Annotated in this window: 19 protein-coding genes and 1 other RNA gene (1 of these 20 only partly in view); 3 read left to right on the plus strand and 17 right to left on the minus strand. The window is 51.3% G+C overall.

What is annotated here, in order from left to right:
* The 10 genes from dnaX to rpoE all read right to left on the minus strand — a co-directional run.
* Positions 1 to 1,558, minus strand: partial view of a DNA polymerase III subunit gamma/tau gene (dnaX, locus tag JNUCC32_RS24465; protein ID WP_192570118.1) — the 5' portion only. Its footprint begins 158 nt before the window's first position; the window shows 1,558 of its 1,716 coding nt (coding positions 1–1,558); it begins with the start codon at positions 1,556 to 1,558; its stop codon lies off the left edge, out of view.
* A 295-nt stretch (positions 1,559 to 1,853) separates the two neighbouring features.
* Positions 1,854 to 2,120, minus strand: an RNA gene (gene ffs / locus JNUCC32_RS24470) — signal recognition particle sRNA large type.
* A gap of 117 nt (positions 2,121 to 2,237) precedes the next feature.
* Complete coding sequence (gene rpmE / locus JNUCC32_RS24475; protein ID WP_006207505.1) at positions 2,238 to 2,435, minus strand: 50S ribosomal protein L31; 198 nt, start codon at positions 2,433 to 2,435, stop codon at positions 2,238 to 2,240.
* Between the two features lie 172 nt (positions 2,436 to 2,607).
* Positions 2,608 to 3,885: a radical SAM family protein gene (locus tag JNUCC32_RS24480; protein ID WP_009595518.1), complete on the minus strand. Its 1,278-nt coding sequence runs from the start codon at positions 3,883 to 3,885 to the stop codon at positions 2,608 to 2,610.
* Between the two features lie 32 nt (positions 3,886 to 3,917).
* Positions 3,918 to 5,246 carry a transcription termination factor Rho gene (gene rho / locus JNUCC32_RS24485; RefSeq protein ID WP_012818386.1) on the minus strand — a complete coding sequence of 443 codons (1,329 nt, stop codon included), beginning with the start codon at positions 5,244 to 5,246 and terminating at the stop codon, positions 3,918 to 3,920.
* Positions 5,247 to 5,400: 154 nt separating this feature from the next.
* Complete coding sequence (locus tag JNUCC32_RS24490; protein WP_036662837.1) at positions 5,401 to 6,660, minus strand: UDP-N-acetylglucosamine 1-carboxyvinyltransferase; 1,260 nt, start codon at positions 6,658 to 6,660, stop codon at positions 5,401 to 5,403.
* 321 nt (positions 6,661 to 6,981) lie between these two features.
* Positions 6,982 to 7,836, minus strand: coding sequence for a class II fructose-1,6-bisphosphate aldolase (fba, locus tag JNUCC32_RS24495; RefSeq protein WP_012818384.1), 855 nt, complete (start codon positions 7,834 to 7,836; stop codon positions 6,982 to 6,984).
* Between the two features lie 174 nt (positions 7,837 to 8,010).
* Positions 8,011 to 8,403, minus strand: a complete 393-nt coding sequence (locus JNUCC32_RS24500; RefSeq protein WP_009595517.1) for a response regulator — start codon at positions 8,401 to 8,403, stop codon at positions 8,011 to 8,013.
* A gap of 272 nt (positions 8,404 to 8,675) precedes the next feature.
* A complete protein-coding gene (locus JNUCC32_RS24505) occupies positions 8,676 to 10,277 on the minus strand; it encodes a CTP synthase (protein ID WP_192570119.1) in 1,602 nt (533 codons plus the stop codon).
* Between the two features lie 526 nt (positions 10,278 to 10,803).
* Positions 10,804 to 11,367, minus strand: coding sequence for a DNA-directed RNA polymerase subunit delta (gene rpoE, locus JNUCC32_RS24510; RefSeq protein WP_090914358.1), 564 nt, complete (start codon positions 11,365 to 11,367; stop codon positions 10,804 to 10,806).
* A gap of 365 nt (positions 11,368 to 11,732) precedes the next feature.
* Between rpoE and JNUCC32_RS24515 the strand changes: the two genes are divergently transcribed.
* Entirely contained in the window at positions 11,733 to 12,881 is a 1,149-nt protein-coding gene (locus tag JNUCC32_RS24515; RefSeq protein WP_012818380.1) for a S8 family peptidase, read from the plus strand.
* Positions 12,882 to 12,992: 111 nt separating this feature from the next.
* Here the strand turns inward: JNUCC32_RS24515 and argS are convergent, their stop codons facing one another.
* The 6 genes from argS to JNUCC32_RS24545 all read right to left on the minus strand — a co-directional run bounded on the left by argS (position 12,993) and on the right by JNUCC32_RS24545 (position 18,210).
* On the minus strand, positions 12,993 to 14,672 hold the full coding sequence (argS, locus tag JNUCC32_RS24520; RefSeq protein WP_192570120.1) for an arginine--tRNA ligase: 1,680 nt from the start codon (positions 14,670 to 14,672) through the stop codon (positions 12,993 to 12,995).
* Complete coding sequence (locus tag JNUCC32_RS24525; protein ID WP_192570121.1) at positions 14,669 to 15,094, minus strand: YwiB family protein; 426 nt, start codon at positions 15,092 to 15,094, stop codon at positions 14,669 to 14,671. Before JNUCC32_RS24525 ends, argS begins: the two co-directional genes overlap by 4 nt.
* A 126-nt stretch (positions 15,095 to 15,220) precedes the next feature.
* The gene (locus tag JNUCC32_RS24530; protein WP_096777298.1) at positions 15,221 to 15,739 is read right to left on the minus strand and encodes a hypothetical protein; all 519 of its coding nucleotides are present in this window, start codon (positions 15,737 to 15,739) and stop codon (positions 15,221 to 15,223) included.
* A 129-nt stretch (positions 15,740 to 15,868) separates the two neighbouring features.
* On the minus strand, positions 15,869 to 16,540 hold the full coding sequence (locus JNUCC32_RS24535; protein WP_012818376.1) for a GNAT family protein: 672 nt from the start codon (positions 16,538 to 16,540) through the stop codon (positions 15,869 to 15,871).
* A gap of 93 nt (positions 16,541 to 16,633) precedes the next feature.
* A complete protein-coding gene (locus tag JNUCC32_RS24540; protein ID WP_192570122.1) occupies positions 16,634 to 17,305 on the minus strand; it encodes a GNAT family N-acetyltransferase in 672 nt (223 codons plus the stop codon).
* A 47-nt stretch (positions 17,306 to 17,352) separates the two neighbouring features.
* Positions 17,353 to 18,210, minus strand: a complete 858-nt coding sequence (locus JNUCC32_RS24545; RefSeq protein WP_009595511.1) for a carbon-nitrogen hydrolase family protein — start codon at positions 18,208 to 18,210, stop codon at positions 17,353 to 17,355.
* 337 nt (positions 18,211 to 18,547) lie between these two features.
* On the opposite strand from JNUCC32_RS24545, the gene JNUCC32_RS24550 reads away from it, so the two are divergent.
* The gene (locus JNUCC32_RS24550) at positions 18,548 to 19,072 is read left to right on the plus strand and encodes a phosphatase PAP2 family protein (RefSeq protein ID WP_090914378.1); all 525 of its coding nucleotides are present in this window, start codon (positions 18,548 to 18,550) and stop codon (positions 19,070 to 19,072) included.
* A gap of 214 nt (positions 19,073 to 19,286) precedes the next feature.
* The gene (locus tag JNUCC32_RS24555) at positions 19,287 to 21,359 is read left to right on the plus strand and encodes a serine hydrolase domain-containing protein (protein ID WP_192570123.1); all 2,073 of its coding nucleotides are present in this window, start codon (positions 19,287 to 19,289) and stop codon (positions 21,357 to 21,359) included.
* A 96-nt stretch (positions 21,360 to 21,455) separates the two neighbouring features.
* Here JNUCC32_RS24555 and JNUCC32_RS24560 read toward each other — a convergent pair whose 3' ends face one another.
* On the minus strand, positions 21,456 to 21,935 hold the full coding sequence (locus tag JNUCC32_RS24560; RefSeq protein WP_192570124.1) for an SRPBCC domain-containing protein: 480 nt from the start codon (positions 21,933 to 21,935) through the stop codon (positions 21,456 to 21,458).
* Positions 21,936 to 21,977 lie beyond the last annotated feature (42 nt).

The following is a 21,977-nucleotide window of genomic DNA, read 5'->3' on the forward strand; positions in this document are numbered from 1 at the left end:
TCATGGTCACCAGATGGTACGGCTTGCCGAGCATAGACTCAAGAACCCCTTCAATCACCTGTTTGTTGGCAGGTTTCTCCGTGGTTTCGCGGTGGATGTTGTTTTTGAAAGCGACAAGCACCTTGTCTTCCCATACGGATACGGGCTCACCATCCATCAGCCATGCGTGAACCGTTACCTTCTCCTCTTTCACGTTCTGCAAAATTTGGGCCCACTGCCGATGTACAGCGGTATAATCCTCTCCGGTCCGGGAGGATACATACTGATCCATATGCTGCGGAATCTTGGCCGTTGAAGCTGCTTTCGGTGCAGGTGTACGGGTAGACTTGGCCGGTTCGCGTTGATTCGATGCAGGAACACCGTTTTGAATCAGACGCTCCAGTTTTTTCTCAAGTGCGGCTACATGCTGCTTCAACTGAGCCAGTTCTCCCGCATCGGCGGTAGAATGGGCAGCTGCGGCCCCGCCGCCGGATTGGGTAATGCCGGAAAGCTTGAGCAGTGCCACCTCAAACAGGGTTTGCGGCTGCGAGGCATATTTCATCTCACTCTGATAACGGTTGAGCGTATCAATCATTTGAAACAGCTCATCCCGGCTGAAGGCATTTGCCATCTCCTGAAACTCGGCCGGGTTCAAAACCCGATCGGTCAGCTTGTCGGCATCGGGAACCATCTTGATCATAAGCAAATCGCGGAAATAGTACAGGAGATTCTCCATGCATTTATCTGCGCTTTTTCCCTCCTGCATAAATTGCTCCACGATCTGCAGGACCAGTCCGGCATCCCCCTGCTTCACGGCGCCGGCCAGACGGCCAAACTGCTCTGAGGCAATGCCTCCCGTCATGTCCATGACCTGCCGGTAAGATACGGTACCTCCAGTGAAGGAAGCGATCTGATCCAGAATGCTCAAAGCATCCCGCATACCGCCATCCGATAGACGCGCAATATACTGCAGCGCTTCATGCTCAGCCGTAATGCCTTCTTCCCCGCAGATCTGCTCCAGACGTCCGGTTTGTTCCTCCAGGGACACCCTACGGAAGTCAAACCGCTGACAGCGTGAGATAATCGTTGCCGGAAGCCTGTGCGGCTCTGTTGTCGCTAGTATAAACATCACGTGTGCCGGCGGCTCCTCCAGCGTTTTCAGCAAGGCATTGAACGCTTCCGTCGTCAGCATGTGTACTTCGTCAATAATATAAACCTTGCGCCGCACTTCGGTCGGTGCGTATTTGACTTTCTCCCGCAAATCACGAATCTCCTCGACGCCGCGGTTGGATGCCGCATCGATCTCCTGGACATCCATGACGGCTCCGGACGTTATGCGCCGGCAGGCCTCGCATGCATTGCAGGGTTCCTCAGCCGGACCATGCTCGCAGTTCACGGCTTTGGCCAAAATTTTAGCGGCACTGGTCTTGCCTGTACCCCGTGGACCGCTGAACAGGTAGGCATGGGAAACCCGCTGCTCGCGAATGGCATTCTGCAGGGTCTGGATAATATGCTGCTGGCCCACCATGTCGCCGAACGACTGTGGTCGCCAAGCTCGATATAACGCGATATGTTCCACTATGCTTTACCCTCTTTCAACTTCCACTTCGCGAAGATTAGGAAATCCAAGGCTCACACCAAAGCCCAATCCTCACGTGCTTTACAAGTTATATTCATGGTCAATCCCAGCCTAAACGGCATGAGTCAACGGTTATATTATACTACATTCTATACTACTTTCCCCTGCCTTAGCAAAACGTTTACTTGGAAAACTTTATCCAAAGTTCACGTGAAGCATTCGCTTCAATTTAGAATCCCGCCTCGACAAAAAACACCCTTGCCAAAGGCAAAGGTGTTAAGTGCAGATATGTATACCGTGCACCTGTTATTGATCATTGCGATCCGAGCGGCAATCCTGAGCAGCAACTCGGGCTAGGCACTCCTCCGGCACAAAAGCGGTCTTGCTTATGGCTGCTTCCTTCCGGACCTGACCAGGTTCACAAGTGCTCATTGCGGAGGACCCAACCGTCAACGTTGAGCGCAGGGACCAGCCTCACATCGACAACACCTCTAACAGGAATTCAACCTCGCTACAGCGGATTGCGAGTTACAGGGCACCGCTACCTCCCCGTCTAGCACGGCGAACTTTAGTATATCGCATGGCTACCAAAAAAGCAACCGACGGAAGAAGTTGCATACTCCAACGGCCCTGCAGACAGACAAAAACCCTTCGGCCACAAGGGCGAAGGGTTTGTTTATTAGATACCGTATTTCTTCTTGAATCTATCAACACGACCGCCAGCATCCAGGAATTTCTGTTTACCTGTGAAGAACGGATGACAGTTCGAGCAAATCTCTACACGAAGATCGGGTTTCACAGAACCTGTTTCAAACGTATTACCGCAAGCACAAGTAACTGTAGTAACGTGATATTTCGGTTGAATATCTTGTTTCATTGTAGCTTTCACCTCTTTCCGCCCTGAGCCTCATGCGGACCCAGAGTTATATGGACACATAAAAGGAGTATAGCACGAGCAAATTGAATGCGCAATAGTCCATACACAAATCATCAGACAAGTCCGCAATTGGAACTACACCCTATTTTTAGCACATTCGAGTCCGTGATAGTTAAATAATCGAAGGCCGCTTTTTCGGTCTCGCCTGTCCAGCAGGGGGCACATGCGTATAGGAGCCGATCACCACATCCGGCAGCTCCTCCTGCATGATCTCGATCGCCTGCTTCATTCCGAGAATCTCGCCTTGCGCAGGCGGAATGAGGCCAAGATAGCTCTCAGGGTCAATATTCAGATTGCGAAGCTGAATCAATTTGAGTCCCGTTCGCCGGGCAAACTCGATCATGGCTTCCAGCTCTTCCTCGCGGTCGGTCACGCCCGGAAAGATCAGATAGTTAATGGATGTATATACGCCCTGATCCGTTGCGTAACGAAGAGATTTCTCCACATTAGCGAGCGTGTAGCCTCTTGGCTTGTAGTATGCGTTATAATGGGCATCCAATGCACTGATCGTGCTGACTCTCATCAGATCAAGACCCGCATCCACGATACCGCGGATAAAATCGGTCAGTCCCGCATTGGTGTTAATATTGATGTAACCCATATCGGTCTGTGCCCGGACTTCTCGCATGGCCTCTATAATGATCTTCGCCTGGGTGGAGGGTTCGCCCTCACAGCCTTGGCCAAAGCTGATGATCGACTCCGGGGTCTTCAGATGCTCCAGCATGACCTGCACCAGCTCATCCACTCTCGGACGGAAGTTCATGCGCGTCTGCGGGGAGACAAAGCCGCTGTCATCCGGCTGTTCCGAAATGCAACCGAAGCAGCCCGCATTGCAGGAGTAAGACACGGGAACCGCGCCTTCCCAGCGATTCAGGAAGGTGTTGGACGCCGTCAGGCATTCGTATCCCAGCGCACAGTTAGACAGATGTTCGTAGAGCCGGTTTTCCGGATACTTCTCCTTCAGCGTCTTAACCCCAAGCTCAAGGTCGTCCAGATCACAATTCACAGGATTCCATTTCTCGGGATCGTCGGACAAACGCGCCGTCGTATAGAAAGCGCCATCCTTCCATACGACCGCCGAGTAACCAAACAGCGGCAGCTTATACTCCTTGTCCGACTTCACGTACCCCGGCAGGCAGAGCCGGGTGTAGCCTTGCGGCAGAAGCGCTCCGACAGCCGTATACCCGTCCTCAAGCGGCATCATGTCACCGGTCTCCGGATCCATTCCGATCGCTCGGGTACTCGGCAGTCCGACCAGCGTAGCTCCCTCCGGCAAAGGTATCAATTCATCTTCCAATATCTCGACGATCATATCTCCGCTGCGGGCCAGCCCGAACAGCTCGGAATGATCGTATACATTCCCTTGTTCATCTGCATAAACCAAATACATGTTGATCTCCTATTCTCCGGTTGATTCAGGGCTTAGCTCTGAGGGGCCGTCGCCGCAGATGCACGCGATGGACGTCTGGCTGTCTGGCCCTGAGTCCCGGTTCCGCCGCCGTTGTTGGCATTCACGTCAAATGATGCCAAGAACTCCGCGTTATTCTTGCTATCACGCATTTTTTTAAGGAAGCCTTCCACAAAATCGGCAGAGTCGTTCATATTTTTGCGGATCGCCCAAATGGTATCCAGTTCATCCTTGTTCAGCAGCACCTCTTCGCGCCGGGTACCGGAGCGACGAATATCGATCGCCGGGAAAATACGGCGTTCCGCGAAGCGGCGGTCCAAGTGCAGCTCCATGTTGCCTGTGCCTTTAAATTCCTCATAAATGATATCATCCATCCGCGATCCGGTTTCAACCAAGGCTGTCGCCAGGATCGTCAAACTTCCGCCTTCCTCCACGTTACGAGCCGATCCGAAGAAACGTTTCGGACGATGGAATGCCGCAGGATCAATACCGCCGCTCAGCGTTCGGCCGGACGGAGGAATGACCAGGTTGTACGCACGAGCCAGACGGGTGATGCTGTCCAGCAAGATAACCACGTCCTTCTTATGCTCCACCAGCCGCAAGGCGCGCGACAATACCAGTTCCGCCACTTTGATATGGTTCTCCGGAAGCTCGTCAAAAGTAGAAGCAACCACCTCACCCTTAACGGAACGCTGCATATCCGTCACTTCTTCAGGCCGTTCATCGATGAGTAAAACAAACAGTTCAATCTCTGGATTGTTGGTTGAGATGCTGTTGGCGATTTCTTTCAAGAGGAGCGTTTTCCCTGCTTTTGGCGGTGCCACGATCAAACCGCGTTGTCCTAAACCTACGGGTGCAAGCAGATCCATAATTCGGGTTGACAACTGATTAGGGGATGTTTCAAGAACAAGCTTTTCTTGCGGATATAGAGGAGTCAAGGCTGGGAAGTGTAGTCGTTCCGCTGCGACGGCAGGATTCTCGCCATTCACGGCGTTGACCTGCAGCAGTCCGAAGTAACGTTCGTTCTCTTTCGGCGTCCGGCATTTGCCAGAAACCAAATCTCCGGTCCGTAAATCGAATTTGCGGATCTGGGAGGCCGAAATGTAGATATCCTCCGTGCTCGGCAAATAGTTGATCGGTCTCAGAAAACCGTATCCTTCCGGCAAAATCTCGAGTACGCCCTCCATGAACATCAAGCCGCTCTGTTCGGCCTGCGCCCGGAGAATGGCAAATATCAATTCTTTTTTCTTCAACTGGCCATAATAAGGAATCTGATACTTCTTGGCCAGCTTATACAGATCCGTCAGCTTCATGCCTTCCAAATCGGCTATTTGTAAATCCATTCAATAACCACCTATTCAATTATTTGTTTCTGTCGCAGCAGTTCCCTGCTGTCATGTAGTCTATTAGTCTATGAGAGCTTTACTAGGAGCATTACCCAAATCAGAGGGAGATATGCAGTTTCCACCACACATTTCCCTCATTTTGGTAAAAAAATCACTCTTCTTCGGTCTCACGCCACACGTCGGCACCCAGCTCTCGCAGATTGGAAACGAGATGGTCGTAGCCGCGGTCGATGAATTCCACGCCGCTTACCTCCGTTATCCCTTCAGGCACCGTCAGTCCCGCAATGACAAGGGCCGCACCCGCCCGCAGATCGGTCGCTTTGACCTTGGCTGCGTTCAGCGGGCCGCCTTCGATGATGGCAGAGCGTCCCTCCACGCGAATTTTGGCCCCCATGCGAACGAGCTCCGGAACATGTTTAAATCGGTTGCTATATACAAAATCACTAAGGACGCTGACGCCTTCCGCTTGCGTAAGGAGGCTGGTCATCGGTGACTGCAAATCCGTTGCAAATCCAGGATATATAAGCGCCTTCACATCCACATGCTGATACCGGGCTTTACCGATCACGCGGATGCTTTCGTCCAGCTCTTCGATGCCCACACCCATCTCGATCAGCTTGGCCGTGAGGGCCTCAAGATGTTTCGGGATGACGTTGTCAATCAGAACATCGCCGCGCGTAGCTGCGGCAGCAATCATATATGTACCGGCCTGAATCCGGTCTGGAATAATGGAATGTCGGCAGCCATGCATCTCGGTCACGCCCTCGATCCGGATGGTTTCCGTTCCGGCGCCCTTAATGACAGCTCCCATGGAATTCAAAAGTGTTGCAACATCTATAATTTCAGGCTCTTTCGCCGCGTTTTCGATAATTGTGGAGCCTTTGGCCTTGGCAGCCGCCAGCATAATGTTAATCGTTGCACCTACGCTGCTTACATCGAGGTAGATCTTCGCGCCCCGCAGCTCTTTGGCATGCAGGTGAATCGAGCCGTGTTCGTTGGTCACGGTCGCGCCAAGCGCTTCAAAGCCCTTGATGTGCTGGTCGATGGGACGAGGTTCAAAATTACAGCCGCCCGGCAGGCCGATCACGGCTTCTTTAAATCTTCCAAGCATGGCGCCCATCATATAGTAGGACGCGCGCAGTTTCTTGACGGGTCCGTTAGGCATCGGAATGGATTTGATATCAGAAGGGTCAATTCTCATCTGATTGCCTTCCCATGAAACTTGCCCGCCTAATTCCTCAAGGATCTCAGCATAAACAGCCACATCGCTGAGAAGCGGCAAATTATCAAGTACGACTTCCGATTCCGCCAGGATTGCGGCGGGAATTAACGCAATAGCACTGTTCTTGGCACCGCTAATTGTTACAGCACCTCGCAGTGGGCGTCCACCGCTGATCATCAATTTTTCCATAAGCTTTCGGTTCCCCCTACATCACTTCGCAGCCGGAAATGGTTCTGATGCCCGTCATACAAGAAAAACGTCGTATCGACGTTCCTAAAGGATGACAGACGCAATAAGCGTTCGTTTTCGTAGCGATTATCCGGTTGTGAAGCCTCACAATCCGCTTGCGCTTTTTGATAACTTAATAAATGAAATGGAAAAACACCGGCTATGCGGTGTGCTTTCCATTTCATTGTATGCAGCATAAGACAGCCTAAAATATCTTAGGTGATTCCTATCGTCATGTTGCGGCCACGAAGGCTACAAGCGACTTTTGTGTGTTACGGGTGATTAAGCTTGATTGTTGGAACCAAACTCACGGATTTTGCCGACAACGGTTTCCTTGATTGCCTCGCGGCCTGGTTTCAGGAATGTGCGCGGATCGTAAGCTTCCGGTTTAGCGGCAAGCACTTCACGAACAACTTTGGTGAACGAGATTTGGTTCTCGGTGTTAACGTTGATTTTGGAAGTACCCAAGGAGATAGCTTTCTTGATGTCATGCGTCGGGATGCCCGTACCGCCATGAAGCACCAATGGAAGTTTCACAGCATCGCGAATCTCTTCCATCTCTTTAAACCCAAGGTTTGGTTCGCCTTTGTAAGGACCATGGACAGAACCAAGCGCAGGCGCCAATGTGTCGATGCCTGTCTCGTTCACGATGCGCACGCAGTCGTCAAGCTTCGCGTACATTACGTCGCCGATAACGTCATCCTCTTGTCCGCCGACCATGCCGACTTCGGCTTCAACGGAAACGCCTTTGGCGTGAGCATACTCAACCACTTGTTTCGTTGTTGCAATATTCGTCTCAATCGGGCTGTGGGAATCATCGATCATAACCGAAGTGAACCCTGCATCGATTGCTTCTTTACATTTCTCAACACTTGAACCGTGGTCAAGGTGAATGGCAACAGGAACTGTAACTTTCAGGTCCTCCATCAAACCTTTTACCATGTGTACAACGGTGCTGAATCCACCCATGTAACGAGCTGCGCCTTCGGAAACACCAAGAATTACCGGCGATTTCTCTTGCTCAGCCGCTTCAAGAATTGCATATGTCCACTCCAGGTTGTTGATGTTGTATTGACCAACAGCATATTTACCTTCGAGTGCTTTGTTCAGCATGTCTGTCATTGATACTAATGGCATGGTTTCATCCTCCTATAGATGCTTAGTTTGTCTATGGTTTTTAGCCGATATAACATACGGACTTATTATACCACATCGCGTCATAAATACTAAACAAGCATTTCCTAAATTGCTGCGAAGGAACTCACATTCTGGCAAAAAAAAGAATTCCGCCCCTTGAGCAGAATTCATCATTCAACCGATGTTGTTCGCGGTCCCTTTCAGCTGCATGTTGACGGCTTGCCGCATCTCGTCGATGTCGAAGGGTTTGGTAAAATGCATCAGCGCTCCAAGATCGGTCGCTTCCTTGATCATGTCAAGCTCTCCATAGGCTGTCATCATGATCACCTTAATGTCCGGATTCATCTGTTTAATATGCTTCAAAATCTCAAGCCCGTCCATTCCAGGAATTTTCATATCCAGCAGCACCAAATCCGGGGCATGCATCTTCACGATTTCAAGGGCAGCCTTGCCGTTCGCCGCTTGGAATGTCTCATATCCTTCACTGCTGAACACTTCCACAAGCAGGATGCGGATCCCATTCTGGTCATCCACAATCAGCACTTTGTGTTTGCTTTGTTTGCTCATCCTTCCAACCTCCCGATACTTAAATCGTACAATGAGTATATGCAAACTCGAAAGTTCCTAACTTTCCCATAAACCGGCCATTATTTGTATTCGCCTGTAGATGTCGAATTCCTTCCTGTCCTAAAAAAAGTGAGAAAAAAAGATCACGAATTGGCTGTATCCGAAATCGACAGCGCTGGACAGGGATTCCGGTCCTCAGCTCCACCCTTCACGCAGCGACAAAAGAATTTGCACGCAAAAAAAGAGCCTCTTCAAAAAGAGGCTCTTCCCAATTATGCCTGATGCTGGATCGAGGCTTTTACAAATTCACGGAACAATGGCTGCGGACGGTTCGGACGGGAAGTGAATTCCGGATGGAATTGCACGGCGAGGAACCAAGGATGTCCTGGCAGCTCCACGATCTCGACCAGGCGTCCGTCCGGTGAAGTACCGGAAATACGCAGGCCCGCTTTCTCGATATCTTCACGGTATTGGTTGTTGAACTCGTACCGGTGACGATGTCTTTCGTAAACCAGCTCGTCCTGGTAGCAGGACTCCGCAAGCGATCCCGGAACCAGCTTGCACGGATACAGGCCAAGGCGCATCGTTCCGCCAAGATCCTCGATATCCTTCTGCTCCGGAAGCAGGTCGATAACCGGATATTCGGTAGCCGGATCAATTTCGGAGCTGTTCGCGCCGTTCAGACCTAAGATCGAACGGGCATATTCGATGACGGACACTTGCATGCCAAGGCAAATACCGAAGAATGGAATGTTGCGCTCGCGGGCATAACGGATCGCGCTGATCTTGCCTTCGATACCCCGGTCTCCAAATCCACCAGGTACCAGAATACCGCCGATGCCGTTCAACGTCTCTTCCACATTGTCCGCCGTAATTTCCTCGGCGTTCACCCAGCGGATCTTCACGTCGGCATTGGCATCAAAGCCGGCATGGGACAGGGATTCCACTACGCTGAGGTAGGCGTCATGAAGCGCGACATACTTGCCGACAATCGCAATCTCAACGGTCTTCTCCAGCTTGGAGACGCGCTCCACCAGATCTTCCCACTCGCTCATATCCGGCGCAGGAGTCGTCAGCTTCAGATGATTGACAACAATTTCGTCCAGGCCTTCATCGCGCAGATTCAGCGGCACCTCATACAGGGAGGACGCGTCGCGGCATTCTACGACCGCGTTAGGGTCGATATCGCAGAAGAGCGCGATTTTGGCTTTCATCTCGGTTGAAAGCTCATGCTCCGTACGGCACACGATGACATTCGGCTGAATGCCGATGCTGCGGAGTTCTTTTACGCTGTGCTGCGTCGGCTTCGTTTTCACTTCACCGGCTGCCTTAATATATGGAATGAGGGTTACATGAATATACATCACGTTCTCACGGCCAACATCGCTCTTGATTTGGCGGATGGCCTCCAGGAAAGGAAGGCTTTCGATATCGCCGACCGTTCCGCCGATTTCGGTAATGACCACATCCGAACCCGCTTCACGGCCCGCACGGAATACGCGCTCCTTGATCTCGTTCGTAATATGAGGAATAACCTGCACGGTGCCGCCCAAATATTCCCCCCGGCGTTCCTTGCTAATAACAGAAGAGTATACTTTTCCTGTTGTCACATTGCTGTTCTTCGACAGGTTAATATCGATGAAGCGCTCATAGTGTCCCAGGTCCAGGTCGGTTTCCGCACCGTCGTCAGTAACGAACACTTCGCCATGCTGGTAAGGACTCATGGTGCCCGGATCTATATTAATGTACGGATCGAATTTCTGAATCGTTACCTTGAGCCCTCTGTTCTTAAGCAATCTGCCGAGCGAAGCGGCGGTAATTCCCTTACCTAGAGATGACACGACTCCGCCTGTTACAAAAATATACTTTGTCACTGTTAAAAACCCTCCTATATAATCTCCATAACTTCAGGCGACATATGATGTTTATCCTAACCCGTTTTCCCCTGATTCATCAGAGGGACCAACAAAAACATCGCTCGCTTCCAATAATGGTGAGCGAGCTGACCTCCGACCTATTACAAACCGCATATATTGACGCTAAAATGATCCCCATCGGGCTGCCGGTACGGCATAACGTTATGAGGCTTCAGGGCGAGCGATTCCAATACATCTTCTTACTCTGCATATCTGAATCTTGGTCTTGCTATATTGGCCCGGAAGCTAGCGTCGTTTACACTTTCCGAGCCTTAAAAACAAAAAAAGTGACCCCGAATAAATAACGGGGCACTTTTATATTAAACATATTTAATCCACAATCATAAGCCCAAGCAATAGTTTACTCTGTGCCTTGTCTGCTTGTCAAGAGAAGAACCAACCTCAAAATTCCCCAATCGGCCGACATCGTAAAACAGAGTCATAAACCATGCGGACTGGCTTAAATTCCGAGCGGAATGACAGATTAATCTCTGTCGTCTTCCTCGAATTCTTCCTCTTCCAGATCTTCTTCCTCGGAATCCGCATCTTCGTCATCCAATTCGTCATCATCCAGAACAACGTCCTCATCTACATCATCGTCAGCATCGTCATCATCCGGGAAGAGATCGTCGTGATCATCGTCTTCATCGTCGATGCTGTCGAAATCCTCTTCGGCATCGTCACCGCTATAGGTATCCTCTTCATCCGTGAAGTCATCGTCATCGTCGTCTTCATCATTGATGATCCGCGGACGTTTGGCGTTCGCAATCGGATCTTCGGACTTCTCCAGCGGATACCAGCGCTTTAGTCCCCACAGATTCGTACCTACACATGCGAAACGTCCGTCTATATTGATCTCGGTATATAACTGGGCAATCGTTTCGTTAATTTCCTGTTCCGTAAAGCCGCGAAGCTTGGCCACCTCATTCATCAGGTCACGGTAATAATACGGCGTATTCGCCGCCTTCAGAACCATAAAAGCCAGGTCAACCATCGGGATTTCCTGAATCTTCTCCGGATCGATCTTTAAATTGAGCGGATTACTCACTAACGCACACTTCCTCTCACACAATCTTCACGTTATACCCTCAACATATCCATTATCAAAACTAAGTAAAACCTATTTGGAAATAAAAATCAAGTTTTTATGCTCCATTACCCATCAGATACCAAATGGAAAAAGACGGAGACGATTCTCTCCGCCTTCTGACTGTACCCGCCCCTAGGATCGACTCCTTACGGGATAGATAAGAGAACCTTGATATTCTCTCCATGTATCTTATGTTAGCCCTGCTGCTTTGACACGGTAAACAGGGCCTATTTCCCGGAAAAAGGGCAACATCCCATTCGGGCACTCTCCCCGGCTCATACAATACTGAAGCAACGGTTCATCGAGAAGGGAGATTGCCACACATGGATTACACCCGGATCATGCAATCACTACTTGCAGAGACGAACCCTATGCGGAACGTCCGGGAAATGAACCGGCGGCTCCTCACGTTTCATGACCCTCAGCTGTACCAGAAATGCATCCGCGAATGGAACCGGCTCGCAGGGAAAAGGCGTTTCCCGAGTTCGGTCAGCCGCTCGCCGCTTACTCGTACCATCATCGCTCCAGCTCCCCAAACCGCGAAGTTTGAAGCGGAGTTTCGGAACGAACTGATGGTTGAAGAGGATGAACAGGTTCATATCCACGCCATACAGGGGACAATAGGAACGCTAACCGGGATCCCATGGGGTATCAAGCAAATCAAAGCCCCTCAAGCCTGGTCTACCTCGACAGGACACCGCGTGAAGATTGCCGTTATCGACACAGGGGTGGATTTCGGTCACCCGGATCTGAAGTATTCGCTGACCCGAGGGGTCAACCTCGTCCATCGCAACATCCCGCCTTATGACGACAATGGGCATGGAACGCATATCTCGGGCACCATCGCTGCAGCAAACAGCACCCAAGGTATGATCGGCGTTGCTCCCAGATCTGTCGTGTATCCGGTCAAAGCCTTTGATCACAACGGCTCCGCCTTCGTGTCGGATATCATTCTGGCCATCGACTGGTGCGTGCGGGCCGAGATCGATATCATCAATATGAGTTTCGGCATGCAGACCCGAAGCCGCACGCTGCTGGATATCGTAAGCAAGGCCAACCAAGCAGGCGTCCTCATTGTGGCCTCTTCCGGCAATGACGGCAAACGCCGTACCGCGGACTATCCTGCCCGTTATCCCCAAACGATATCCGTCGGAGCTACCGACCGCAGCCGGAGAATCCCCGGCTTCAGCAACCGCGGGCAATTTGTCGATATTTATGCGCCCGGAGATAAAATCGTGTCAGCCTGGCTGCAGGGAAAATACCACGAAATGAGCGGCACTTCCATGGCCACTTCACACGTCAGCGGAGCAATCGCCCTGCTGCTTGCCCAGAAGCCTGACTTGAAAAAAACAGCTACGATCAAGGCCCTGCTGCGGCGCACCTCCTCCCCCCTTAAGCTCAAAAAAGGATACAGCGCCTCCGATGGAGAGGTAAATGCCTTGAAATTTTTGCGCGAGGGCATGAAATTATAAATTCGGTTCATCAGCAACGCAAACGCCCATTTCGTTCACGCATTAAAACAGCCGTCTTTCCAAAGAAAGACGGCTGTTGGCTGTTATGGCATATGAAAGGGAAGCCCCTTCTTACATGCGTTCCGGCGCCGATACGCCCATCAGGCGAAGCACGTTGGCAATGACCGTGCGGACGGCTGCCAGCAAAGCAAGGCGGGCTTGCGTTTGATTCGCGTCTTCCGTAATGACGCGTTCGGCTCTGTAGTAGCTGTGGAACAAGGAGGCCAGTTCATATACATACCGGATAAGCCGGTGCGGTGCATAGTTCTCCGCAGCAAGCGACACTTCCTGCGGGAGTTCTCCCATTTTGCGCAAAATGTCGTATTCATGCTCGGCGGTCAGAACGCTCAGGTTCACGTCGGCAAGCGGCAGGAGGCTAACGCCTTGCTCCTCCGCTTGGCGGAATACGCTGCAAATGCGTGCGTGCGCATACTGTACGTAGAAGACCGGATTCTCGTTGGACGTGGACACCGCCAGATCCATGTCGAAATCCAAATGCGAATCCATGCTGCGCATGGTGAAGAAATAGCGGATCGCGTCCACGCCGACCTCATCCATCAAATCTTCCATCGTGACCGCTTTACCGGTACGCTTGGACATCTTCACCTTCTCGCCGTCCTGGAACAGGCTGACCATCTGGGCGATCAATACGATGAGTTTGTCCGGGTCATTGCCGAGCGCCTCCATGGCAGCCTTCATGCGCGGAACGTAACCATGGTGGTCGGCTCCCCAAATATTCAGGATCTTGTCATAGCCGCGCTCGTATTTATTGCGGTGGTACGCAATATCCGGCGTCAGGTAGGTATACGTTCCGTCATTCTTGACGAGGACGCGGTCTTTGTCATCCCCATAATCGGTGGTGCGGAGCCAGGTTGCCCCATCCTTCTCGTAAGCTTCGCCCTTGGCTTTCAGTTCTTCCAGGGATTTCTCCACCAGTCCATCCTCATACAGGGACGTTTCGCTAAACCACTCGTCAAAATGGACGCGGAATCGATTCAAATCGCGTTTGATTTTACCAAGTTCCTTCTCAAGCCCGAATTGACGCAGGAATGCCGTTCTCTCGCCAGGATCCATCGATAGCAAGGAATCGCCTTTTTCGGCTACGAGCTCTTTGGCAAACCCTTTGATATCCTCGCCATGGTATCCGTCTTCAGGCATTTCGGCATCCTGGCCGAGCTCCTGCAAATAGCGGGCTTCGAGGGATTTAACCAGGTTCACTACTTGGTTGCCTGCATCATTGATGTAGTATTCGCGCGTAACTTCGTATCCTGCAAAATCAAGCACATTGCAAAGGGCATCGCCTACCGCCGCTCCGCGGGCATGTCCAAGATGCAGGCTTCCGGTTGGATTGGCGCTGACAAACTCCATCTGGACCTTTTGCCCTTCGCCCGTAGCGATCCGCCCGTAGTTATCGCCCTGCTCTTGTACCAATGCCACGATCGGATAGAGATACCCCTTGTCCAAGGTAAAGTTAATAAACCCGGGCCCGGCGATCTCCGCTTTCTCAATGGAAGCCTTTGCCGTATCCAAATGTTCCAGGATAGCTTCGGCGATTTGCCGCGGGTTCTTCTTGGCAATCCGCGTCAGCTGCATCGCTACGTTCGTGGCCAAGTCGCCGTGCGACTTATCCTTCGGAACTTCCAGCGTAATGGCGGGCAGCTCCTCGCGGGACACCAGTCCGGCAGCTACGGCAGCGTCTCCTACCGCCTCTGCAACCAGCCCGTTAATGTGATCTAATGGATTCATAGTCATGATTCATGTGCCTCCTGAATAGTCAAACTGATCGAAAAGTGTCCCGAAAACTCGTCAAACACATATAAATCATACGCCCAAGCCGCTCGTCCGGTCACGCCCTCTAGCGCTAGCTCCAGACGCTGGGTGTGCGTAGACAGATTAAATGAAGTGAACGGGGAGCGATAATATCCAGGCAATTGCAGTCCCAGCTTAAACGCCTGCTCGGACTCCACCTCGCCATGACGGATCAGCTTCAGCTCGTCCTCCGTCAGTTTGAGCATGGCCCGGGTTTCCCCTTGATGCGGTCCAAGCGCCGGCTCCGTATAGCGCACATACAGCACCTTCCCCTTGATAAACGCCTCTGCGGGAAGCTCCTGTATCGTATTCTCTCCTTCGTGAAGGCTCTGAAGACGGATGTTCACTTGTTTTCGGTCTTTCATGTACGTTCCTCTTTTCCTTACCTATTGTATTACTATATCCAGTATAGCCTTGCAATTCAAATGAGGATTTTAGCAAAAGTATAGAAACATGTCTTTCGTCGTATTCGGAGAGGTTGGAGCGCATCCTTAATTCCCATATTTTTCGGCCCATTGCTCGCGCCATTCCCCGAAACTGTTACCCGTGATTTCCTCCAAGGTCTTTCCATCAATGGAATAAGGAGCTCCAGCTAAATCGTTCCGATCGGGGAACGAGGTTCCCCCGATGACCTTCCCCTCCGACATCATCACGAACAAGGCCGTATTCGTATTATACATGCGGTCAAGCGGATGCCCGGAAACCTTGAATCGATAGGTGACAATTTCTTTTCCGTAATAGTTTGCCGGATCTTGGCTCTGTACACTCCATGTCTGAATATAGGGGATTGCGCCGTTACCAGGTGCGAGAAGAGATTTCTCAAGCGTATAAGTAATCGGTTTACTGGAGTGGCTTACAATCTTATAGCCCAGCGATTTCACGTAAGAGGCCGCTATCTTCTGTTCTTCGGACATGGGTTTGCCGAAATGAACGCTTAGTTGCATGAATGAATATAGGATTACGATGCTTAAACCAATACCTGCCCATAACCAAATACGATTTCTCTTCATAAGCAGCCTCCCCATTACGTCGACCTGGCCTTTCATAGGATTAGAATACCAAAAAATTGAAATCAATGGGCGGTCAAGAAAAAGAATAGGCCTGATTCAAGAAGAATCAGGCATGATCCATACTATAGGTTACAGCGGAAGCAAGGATACCTTCTCCCGTGCGTCCAGCTTGGCCACCATGTCGTTCCAGGCTTGCGGTTTCTCGGGCAGCACCGAATAGTATCGTCTCAAGAAGTTGGCAATCAGCTCCGCTGGCAATTCATCAACGGCATCGTCGCCCGGCATGAAGCAAAAATCAAGCCCGCTCACCGCTTCGCCATCGTTGTTCCAGGACGGATGCACATAGTCGATATCCGTGCGTTTGTAACCCAGATGCGACAGGACTTCGCGGCGAACGAACGGATCCATCGGCTTCACGCCGCCGAATGCATGGTCCTGCACCCGATATGGATCGTAAATCTCGGCAAACATGCCGAACAGCTCTTTGCCGTTTGCTGCCGCCAATTGATTCAGATCCTTCAAGCGATGTTGTGCCAGGAATCGGCCGATGCCGAGCCCTTCACGCCCGATAATGGTAAAATCGGTCATCGCCACGTTCCAGTCCTCGTAATAGCGGTATTCCGTCGTACCCACCACTTCGTCCTCATGCAGGGCAACAAATACCCGAATGCCCGGGTCTTCGAGCGGCTCTTTCCATAAGCTGAATTCCAGCACCTCTTCCGGAGGGAACACTTCCTTCATGAGATCGTGCATTTTGCGAAACAAGGGATCGTCGATGCTCGTAATGCGGATATATTCCATTAAATTAAAAGCCTCCTTATATATGTAATGAAAATATCTTTTATATTATGAAGATATTCGAAGCCGTGAAATCATCGTTCATTCTAAACCACTTCACCCTCGGAATGGATTCTTCCATTCCATCAAGGCCCCATAATTGCAGGACTCCTCATCCTCCAAATACTCTGCCGCTACCCCGACGGGCGTCCGGCCGCACCGGAGCAGGAAGGTAATTACGGGGTCCTTGAGATCCCCCCTGACAACGGCATCCAAATATTCTACGGCCGACATTTCGTGCGCATGCCGATGATAGCCGGGCATCCGTCCGCCGCCAAGCAGCCGGTCCAGTCCCCTTTCGATGGTCACGTGATACAGCGACTGAATCAGCCATTTGCCGAGCCCAAGCTTGCGAAAGCGCGGCCTGACGCAAATGTCGGCGATGTATAGGGTATTTCCGTCCGGCTGATGCGTGCGGATGTATCCGTTATCCGTGGCCTCCGCCCAGGAGTGGGCAGGCTCCATCGGATCGTACTCCACAATGAGCGAGGTGATGGACCCGGCGAGCATGCCGTCCACTTCAACGCATAGGGCGCCCTCGGGAAACAAGGTGACATGCTGCATCAGCTGTTCCTTGTTCCACCATTGCTCCGGAGGATACGGAGGCGGGAACGTCTCGGATTGAATGGCGATCAGCTCGTCGAAGTCCGCTTCCGTGTAGCCTCGAATAACAACCGGCACCGGCCGGACGTCGTCGAATACATAAAACTGTTGATGAAACCGGGCCATTTCCTCTACACCGCCTTTTCCCATTTTATCAAACCATGATAAAAGACTTACTCCCAATCCGGATACAAATCCGTACGCCGGTCACGCCATGTCGTGACGGAGCCCTTCTCGCGCACTTGATATAATAAATCCAGATCGAGATCGGCGGTAATGATCATGTCGTTGTTCAGCTCTCCCTCGGCCAGCAGGCCCTTCGGCGGGAACGGAATATCGTTCGGCGTAATGATGGCAGCCTGCCCGAAGTTGGCACGCATCAGATCCACGGTAGGCAGCGATCCAACCGTGCCGGTCAGCACCACATAGATTTGATTCTCGATGGCGCGGGCATGGCTGGTATAACGCACGCGGTGGAATCCGTGACGATCATCGGTGCAGGACGGACAGAAAATGACGTCGGCCCCTTTGGCCTTGGCCATGCGCACGATCTCGGGAAATTCGATGTCATAGCAGGTGAGCATCGCAATGGTGCCTTTTTCGGTCTCGAATACTTCGAGCCCTTCGCCGGCCCCCATGTTCCAGCCGGTTATCTCCGAAGGCGTAATATGAATCTTCGCCTGTTCCGCAATGCGGCCGTCCGGATAGAACAGATGCGCCACATTGTACAGCTTCCCTTCCCGGCGAATGACGTGGGTCCCGCCAATGATATGCATGTTATATTGCTTCGCAAAGCCCTGGAACAGCTCGCGGTAACGGTCTGTGAAATCCGGAAGGTCATTGATCGTTAACGCCTGGCCCTGATCGTCCCCGATGGACATCAGCTGCGTCGTGAAAAATTCCGGAAACAGCACAAAATCGGCTTCGAACTCCTCCGCCGTTCGGATATAGTGCTCCGATTGACGGGCAAAATCGTCAAAGGATTGAATCGTGTGCAGATGATATTGCACGGCAGAAACGCGAAATTTCATGCTTCTCCTCCTTATGCATGGTTAGATGCTTTCATTATATCGGATTCCGGGCTTAGAGAACATGGGAACATCAAGTCGCCGTCAATTGGAAACCATAATCTTAAGCGCGTCCCTTAAGGTATACGGTTATCATCGACGGTACCTATGCCAAAGAATGCTCGAATTATGAAAAAATACTCGCCATTCATACCCACGCTTAACAATTCTCCTGTATACTGTCGTATGTAAGCCTCTTGTCTATACGATCAATCCCGGCCCTTACAAGCATACACACGAGCCCGTTTTGACTTTAGGGCTATCAGCTTGCCAAACTATAATGTGAGGTGTTCTGTTCACAATGATAACTCGTTCGATGGATTGGCTTCAGCAACATGACCACCTTATCTTCCGCTGGTTAAACCGCAAGATCAGCAACAAAATGGTGGATTCGATGCTCTCGCTGGTCACCCATATGGGGGGTGCTATCTTTACCATTGTGCTGACACTTTCGATAGCGTTTTTTGCACCGGAGCCGTGGGATACGATGGGATGGCAGAGCTTTATCGCACTGTCCCTCAGCTTCCTGATTACGGCTCTCATCAAAAAGAAACTGAGACGCATCCGGCCATACCAGGCATTGGAAAAAGTGAGGTTTGAAAAGAAACCGATGAAGGACCATTCGTTTCCTTCCGGACACTCGACGGCCATATTTTCCATCGTCACGCCATTTCTGTTCGTTACGCCCTGGCTGTCGTTGCTCTTGATCCTGCTGGCCCTTACGGTCAGTCTGTCACGCATTTATCTCGGCTTTCATTATCCTTCCGATTGTCTGGCGGGCTGTTTCGTCGGCACCGCTTCGGCACTACTGATCGTGCTTAGTTAAATAACCAGGCATCCTCGCGCAGTTCTCGCAACTGATGATGGGGCCTGGTTTTTTTGACCTTCTCATCTGTAGATATCTCACCTAACAACAATTAAACGCCCTTCCTGTATATACTCCTATCATAAAGCCACAAAAAACATGAAAAAAAATTCGAACCATTCCCGCTGGTAAATCGTACTAACTTATACATTCATAATAAGGAGGTATTTGTTCATTGAAGAAAAGATTATCACGAATGCTGGTAGCCCTGCTCGCGGTTACAATGATCCTTCCAGCCGGAGCCATGGCAGCAGATAACAGCCAGACTGCCGCTGCAGGAGGGGGTCTTGAGAAGATCGCCGCAGAGAAAGCCAAGCTGCTCACCGAGACGTATGGAACGACAAGCGTCCAATATGCCCTGATCGACAACGGCAAGATTACCGTTTCCGGGCAAGCGGGCGTCAATGATATCGAAGGAAAGATTCCGTTGACCGAAGATACGATGTATGGGATCGGCTCCACGAGCAAAGTGTTCACTGCCGCCGCGGTCATGAAATTGGTGGATGACGGGAAGATCAACCTGGATGCGCCTCTCGTTCAGTACATACCCGAATTCACGATGAAAGACGAACGCTACAAAAAAATCACGCCGCGCATGCTGCTTAACCATTCCTCCGGTCTACAGGGCTCAAGCCTGAACAACGCGTTCTTGTTCGAAGATAACGACCCGCATGCACATGACACGCTGCTGAAGCAGTTGTCCACTCAAAACCTCAAAGCAGATCCGGGTGCATTCTCCGTGTATTGCAATGACGGATTCACGCTGGCCGAGATTCTCGTGGAAAAAGTGAGCGGCAAGGATTTTACCGCATTCATTCATGAACATTTTACCGAGCCGTTAAACATGGACCACACCAAGACATCCCAAGACACATTGGATTTAAACCAAATGGCGGGCCTCTATTATCCGGCTCATCAAGGACAGCTGCCTAACGAGACCATCAATGTCATCGGAACCGGCGGCATCTACTCCACGGCCGAAGACCTGGTGCAGTTTGCGCAGATCTTCACCGGGGAAGCCGAGGGAATCCTCTCAGCTGCGTCTGTGAAAGCCATGGAGCAGGAAGAGTATAAAAAAGGCCTGTGGCCAGAAGATGCCGATAATTCGTTCGATTATGGACTTGGCTGGGACAGCGTGAGACTGTTCCCGTTTAACCAATATGACATGAAAGCCGTGACTAAAGGCGGCGACACCATTCTATACCACGCTTCACTCGTTGTGCTTCCGGAGCAGAACATGGCAGCTGCCGTATTATCTTCCGGCGGTTCGAGTTCAACCAACCAATTGCTGGCAAACGAAATTTTGCTGCATACGCTCAAGGAAAAAGGCACCATCAAGGAGTTCAAGCCGGAAAAATCGTTCGGCAAACCGGTCCAAGCGGATATGCCTGACAATATGGCGGAATTCGCCGGTTACTATGGCGTGACGAATCAGCAGATGAAAGTCGACATCAAGGACGGCGAACTGTCCATTACCGTACCGATGGTTCCGGACTATCCTGCCGAGAAATATGTATACACCGCGGACGGAACGTTTGTCAGCGCGGATGGCAGCATTAAGGTCAGCTTCGTTAAGGAAAAGAATGATCGCATCTACCTATGGGTAAGACAATATGTTTCGATTCCTGGACTGGGACAGATGGCCTTGTCGCAATATTCGGCCGAAAAAATGGAAGCGAACCCGCTGTCCAAGGAAACCGCTGCCGCATGGGCGAAGCGGGAAGGCGAAACGTTCTATCCATTGAACGAGAAATTCACGTCGTTGATGTACTTCATTACGAAACCGACGGTAGAGATTAACAGCAAGAGCGGCCTGGAAGGATATCTGGTCGACAAGAAGATTATCGATCCGGATACCGCAGTAAGCCAGCATCAGGTTCCGGCGATCGGCAGCCGGGATACGTCCGAATTCCGCTTCTATAAGGAAAAAGGCGTAGAGTATTTCGAGGGCGCTGGATCCCTGTTTATCAGCGGCAAGCATGTGAAGCCATTGTATAAAGGGAAAAAATCCACCGTTACCCTGCAAGCCGACGGCTATGCCAAGTGGTATACCGTACCTGAAGCAGCCGCAGGCAAAACCATGACGGTAACCCTGCCGGCAGAAGGCGCATTCGCCGTATATGACGAGAAGGGCACGGTCGTTAACTACACCGTGGTCAGCGGCTCCAACGAAGTTAAGCTCCCGGCTAACGGAACTGTCGTATTCGCCGGTGCCCCAGGTTCGGCATTCGGTATCACCCTGAAATAAAAAAAGCAAGCAACCCGTTTAGCCGCTCGGCTTAAGTTGGGTTGCTTGCTTTTTCACTGTTAAAGGGACCTTGTGAGGTACGCTGCCTGTCTGCTATCACTCCGTAAAAACCGCGAGATTCTCAAGCGTTGAACGGAGGCCTGCTTCGTGATCTTCCTGCCGTATGCCCTCAGGAACGTCCTCGCAAACAACCGCCACCTCAGTGCCTTCCGCAAGTGCTGTCAACGTCCATGTCATTCTCATCTGGCCCCCGTAAGCGGGGTCTTCCGACTCGAATTCAAAACACTGAACGATTTTCTTGTTTGGCACCAACGCCAGGAATTTACCTTGGACGATATCCGTGCCTGCCGATGATTTGCCGAGGTTCGCGTGGTCCGTTCCAATATAGGTGAGCACCATTCGATAAGTCCCGCCTTCACGGGCATCAAAGGTATCAATCTGACCTGACATCCCCTCTGGCGGAAGCCACGACACCCAAGCCTTGGGATCAGTGAATGCCTGATAAATGGTTTGGGGCGAAGCCTTAATCATCCTCGCGGCAGAGTCAATTCTCTTCTTGCCGGACGAATCTGCCATGTTATTAGCCTCCTTATTGGCGTCCTAATCCCTTTCAAAAAG

The sequence above is a fragment of the Paenibacillus sp. JNUCC32 genome (genome assembly GCF_014863545.1).
Lineage (GTDB): Bacteria > Bacillota > Bacilli > Paenibacillales > Paenibacillaceae > Paenibacillus_AQ > Paenibacillus_AQ lautus_A.

Bases quoted from the DNA above. Each gene is read 5' to 3' on its own strand.
- rpmE (WP_006207505.1), bottom strand. From the start codon at position 2,435: ATGAAACAAGATATTCAACCGAAATATCACGTTACTACAGTTACTTGT.
- JNUCC32_RS24480 (WP_009595518.1), bottom strand. From the start codon at position 3,885: ATGTATTTGGTTTATGCAGATGAACAAGGGAATGTATACGATCATTCC.
- rho (WP_012818386.1), bottom strand. From the start codon at position 5,246: ATGGATTTACAAATAGCCGATTTGGAAGGCATGAAGCTGACGGATCTG.
- JNUCC32_RS24490 (WP_036662837.1), bottom strand. From the start codon at position 6,660: ATGGAAAAATTGATGATCAGCGGTGGACGCCCACTGCGAGGTGCTGTA.
- fba (WP_012818384.1), bottom strand. From the start codon at position 7,836: ATGCCATTAGTATCAATGACAGACATGCTGAACAAAGCACTCGAAGGT.
- JNUCC32_RS24500 (WP_009595517.1), bottom strand. From the start codon at position 8,403: ATGAGCAAACAAAGCAAACACAAAGTGCTGATTGTGGATGACCAGAAT.
- JNUCC32_RS24515 (WP_012818380.1), top strand. From the start codon at position 11,733: ATGGATTACACCCGGATCATGCAATCACTACTTGCAGAGACGAACCCT.
- argS (WP_192570120.1), bottom strand. From the start codon at position 14,672: ATGACTATGAATCCATTAGATCACATTAACGGGCTGGTTGCAGAGGCG.
- JNUCC32_RS24525 (WP_192570121.1), bottom strand. From the start codon at position 15,094: ATGAAAGACCGAAAACAAGTGAACATCCGTCTTCAGAGCCTTCACGAA.
- JNUCC32_RS24530 (WP_096777298.1), bottom strand. From the start codon at position 15,739: ATGAAGAGAAATCGTATTTGGTTATGGGCAGGTATTGGTTTAAGCATC.
- JNUCC32_RS24535 (WP_012818376.1), bottom strand. From the start codon at position 16,540: ATGGAATATATCCGCATTACGAGCATCGACGATCCCTTGTTTCGCAAA.
- JNUCC32_RS24540 (WP_192570122.1), bottom strand. From the start codon at position 17,305: ATGGCCCGGTTTCATCAACAGTTTTATGTATTCGACGACGTCCGGCCG.
- JNUCC32_RS24545 (WP_009595511.1), bottom strand. From the start codon at position 18,210: ATGAAATTTCGCGTTTCTGCCGTGCAATATCATCTGCACACGATTCAA.
- JNUCC32_RS24550 (WP_090914378.1), top strand. From the start codon at position 18,548: ATGATAACTCGTTCGATGGATTGGCTTCAGCAACATGACCACCTTATC.
- JNUCC32_RS24560 (WP_192570124.1), bottom strand. From the start codon at position 21,935: ATGGCAGATTCGTCCGGCAAGAAGAGAATTGACTCTGCCGCGAGGATG.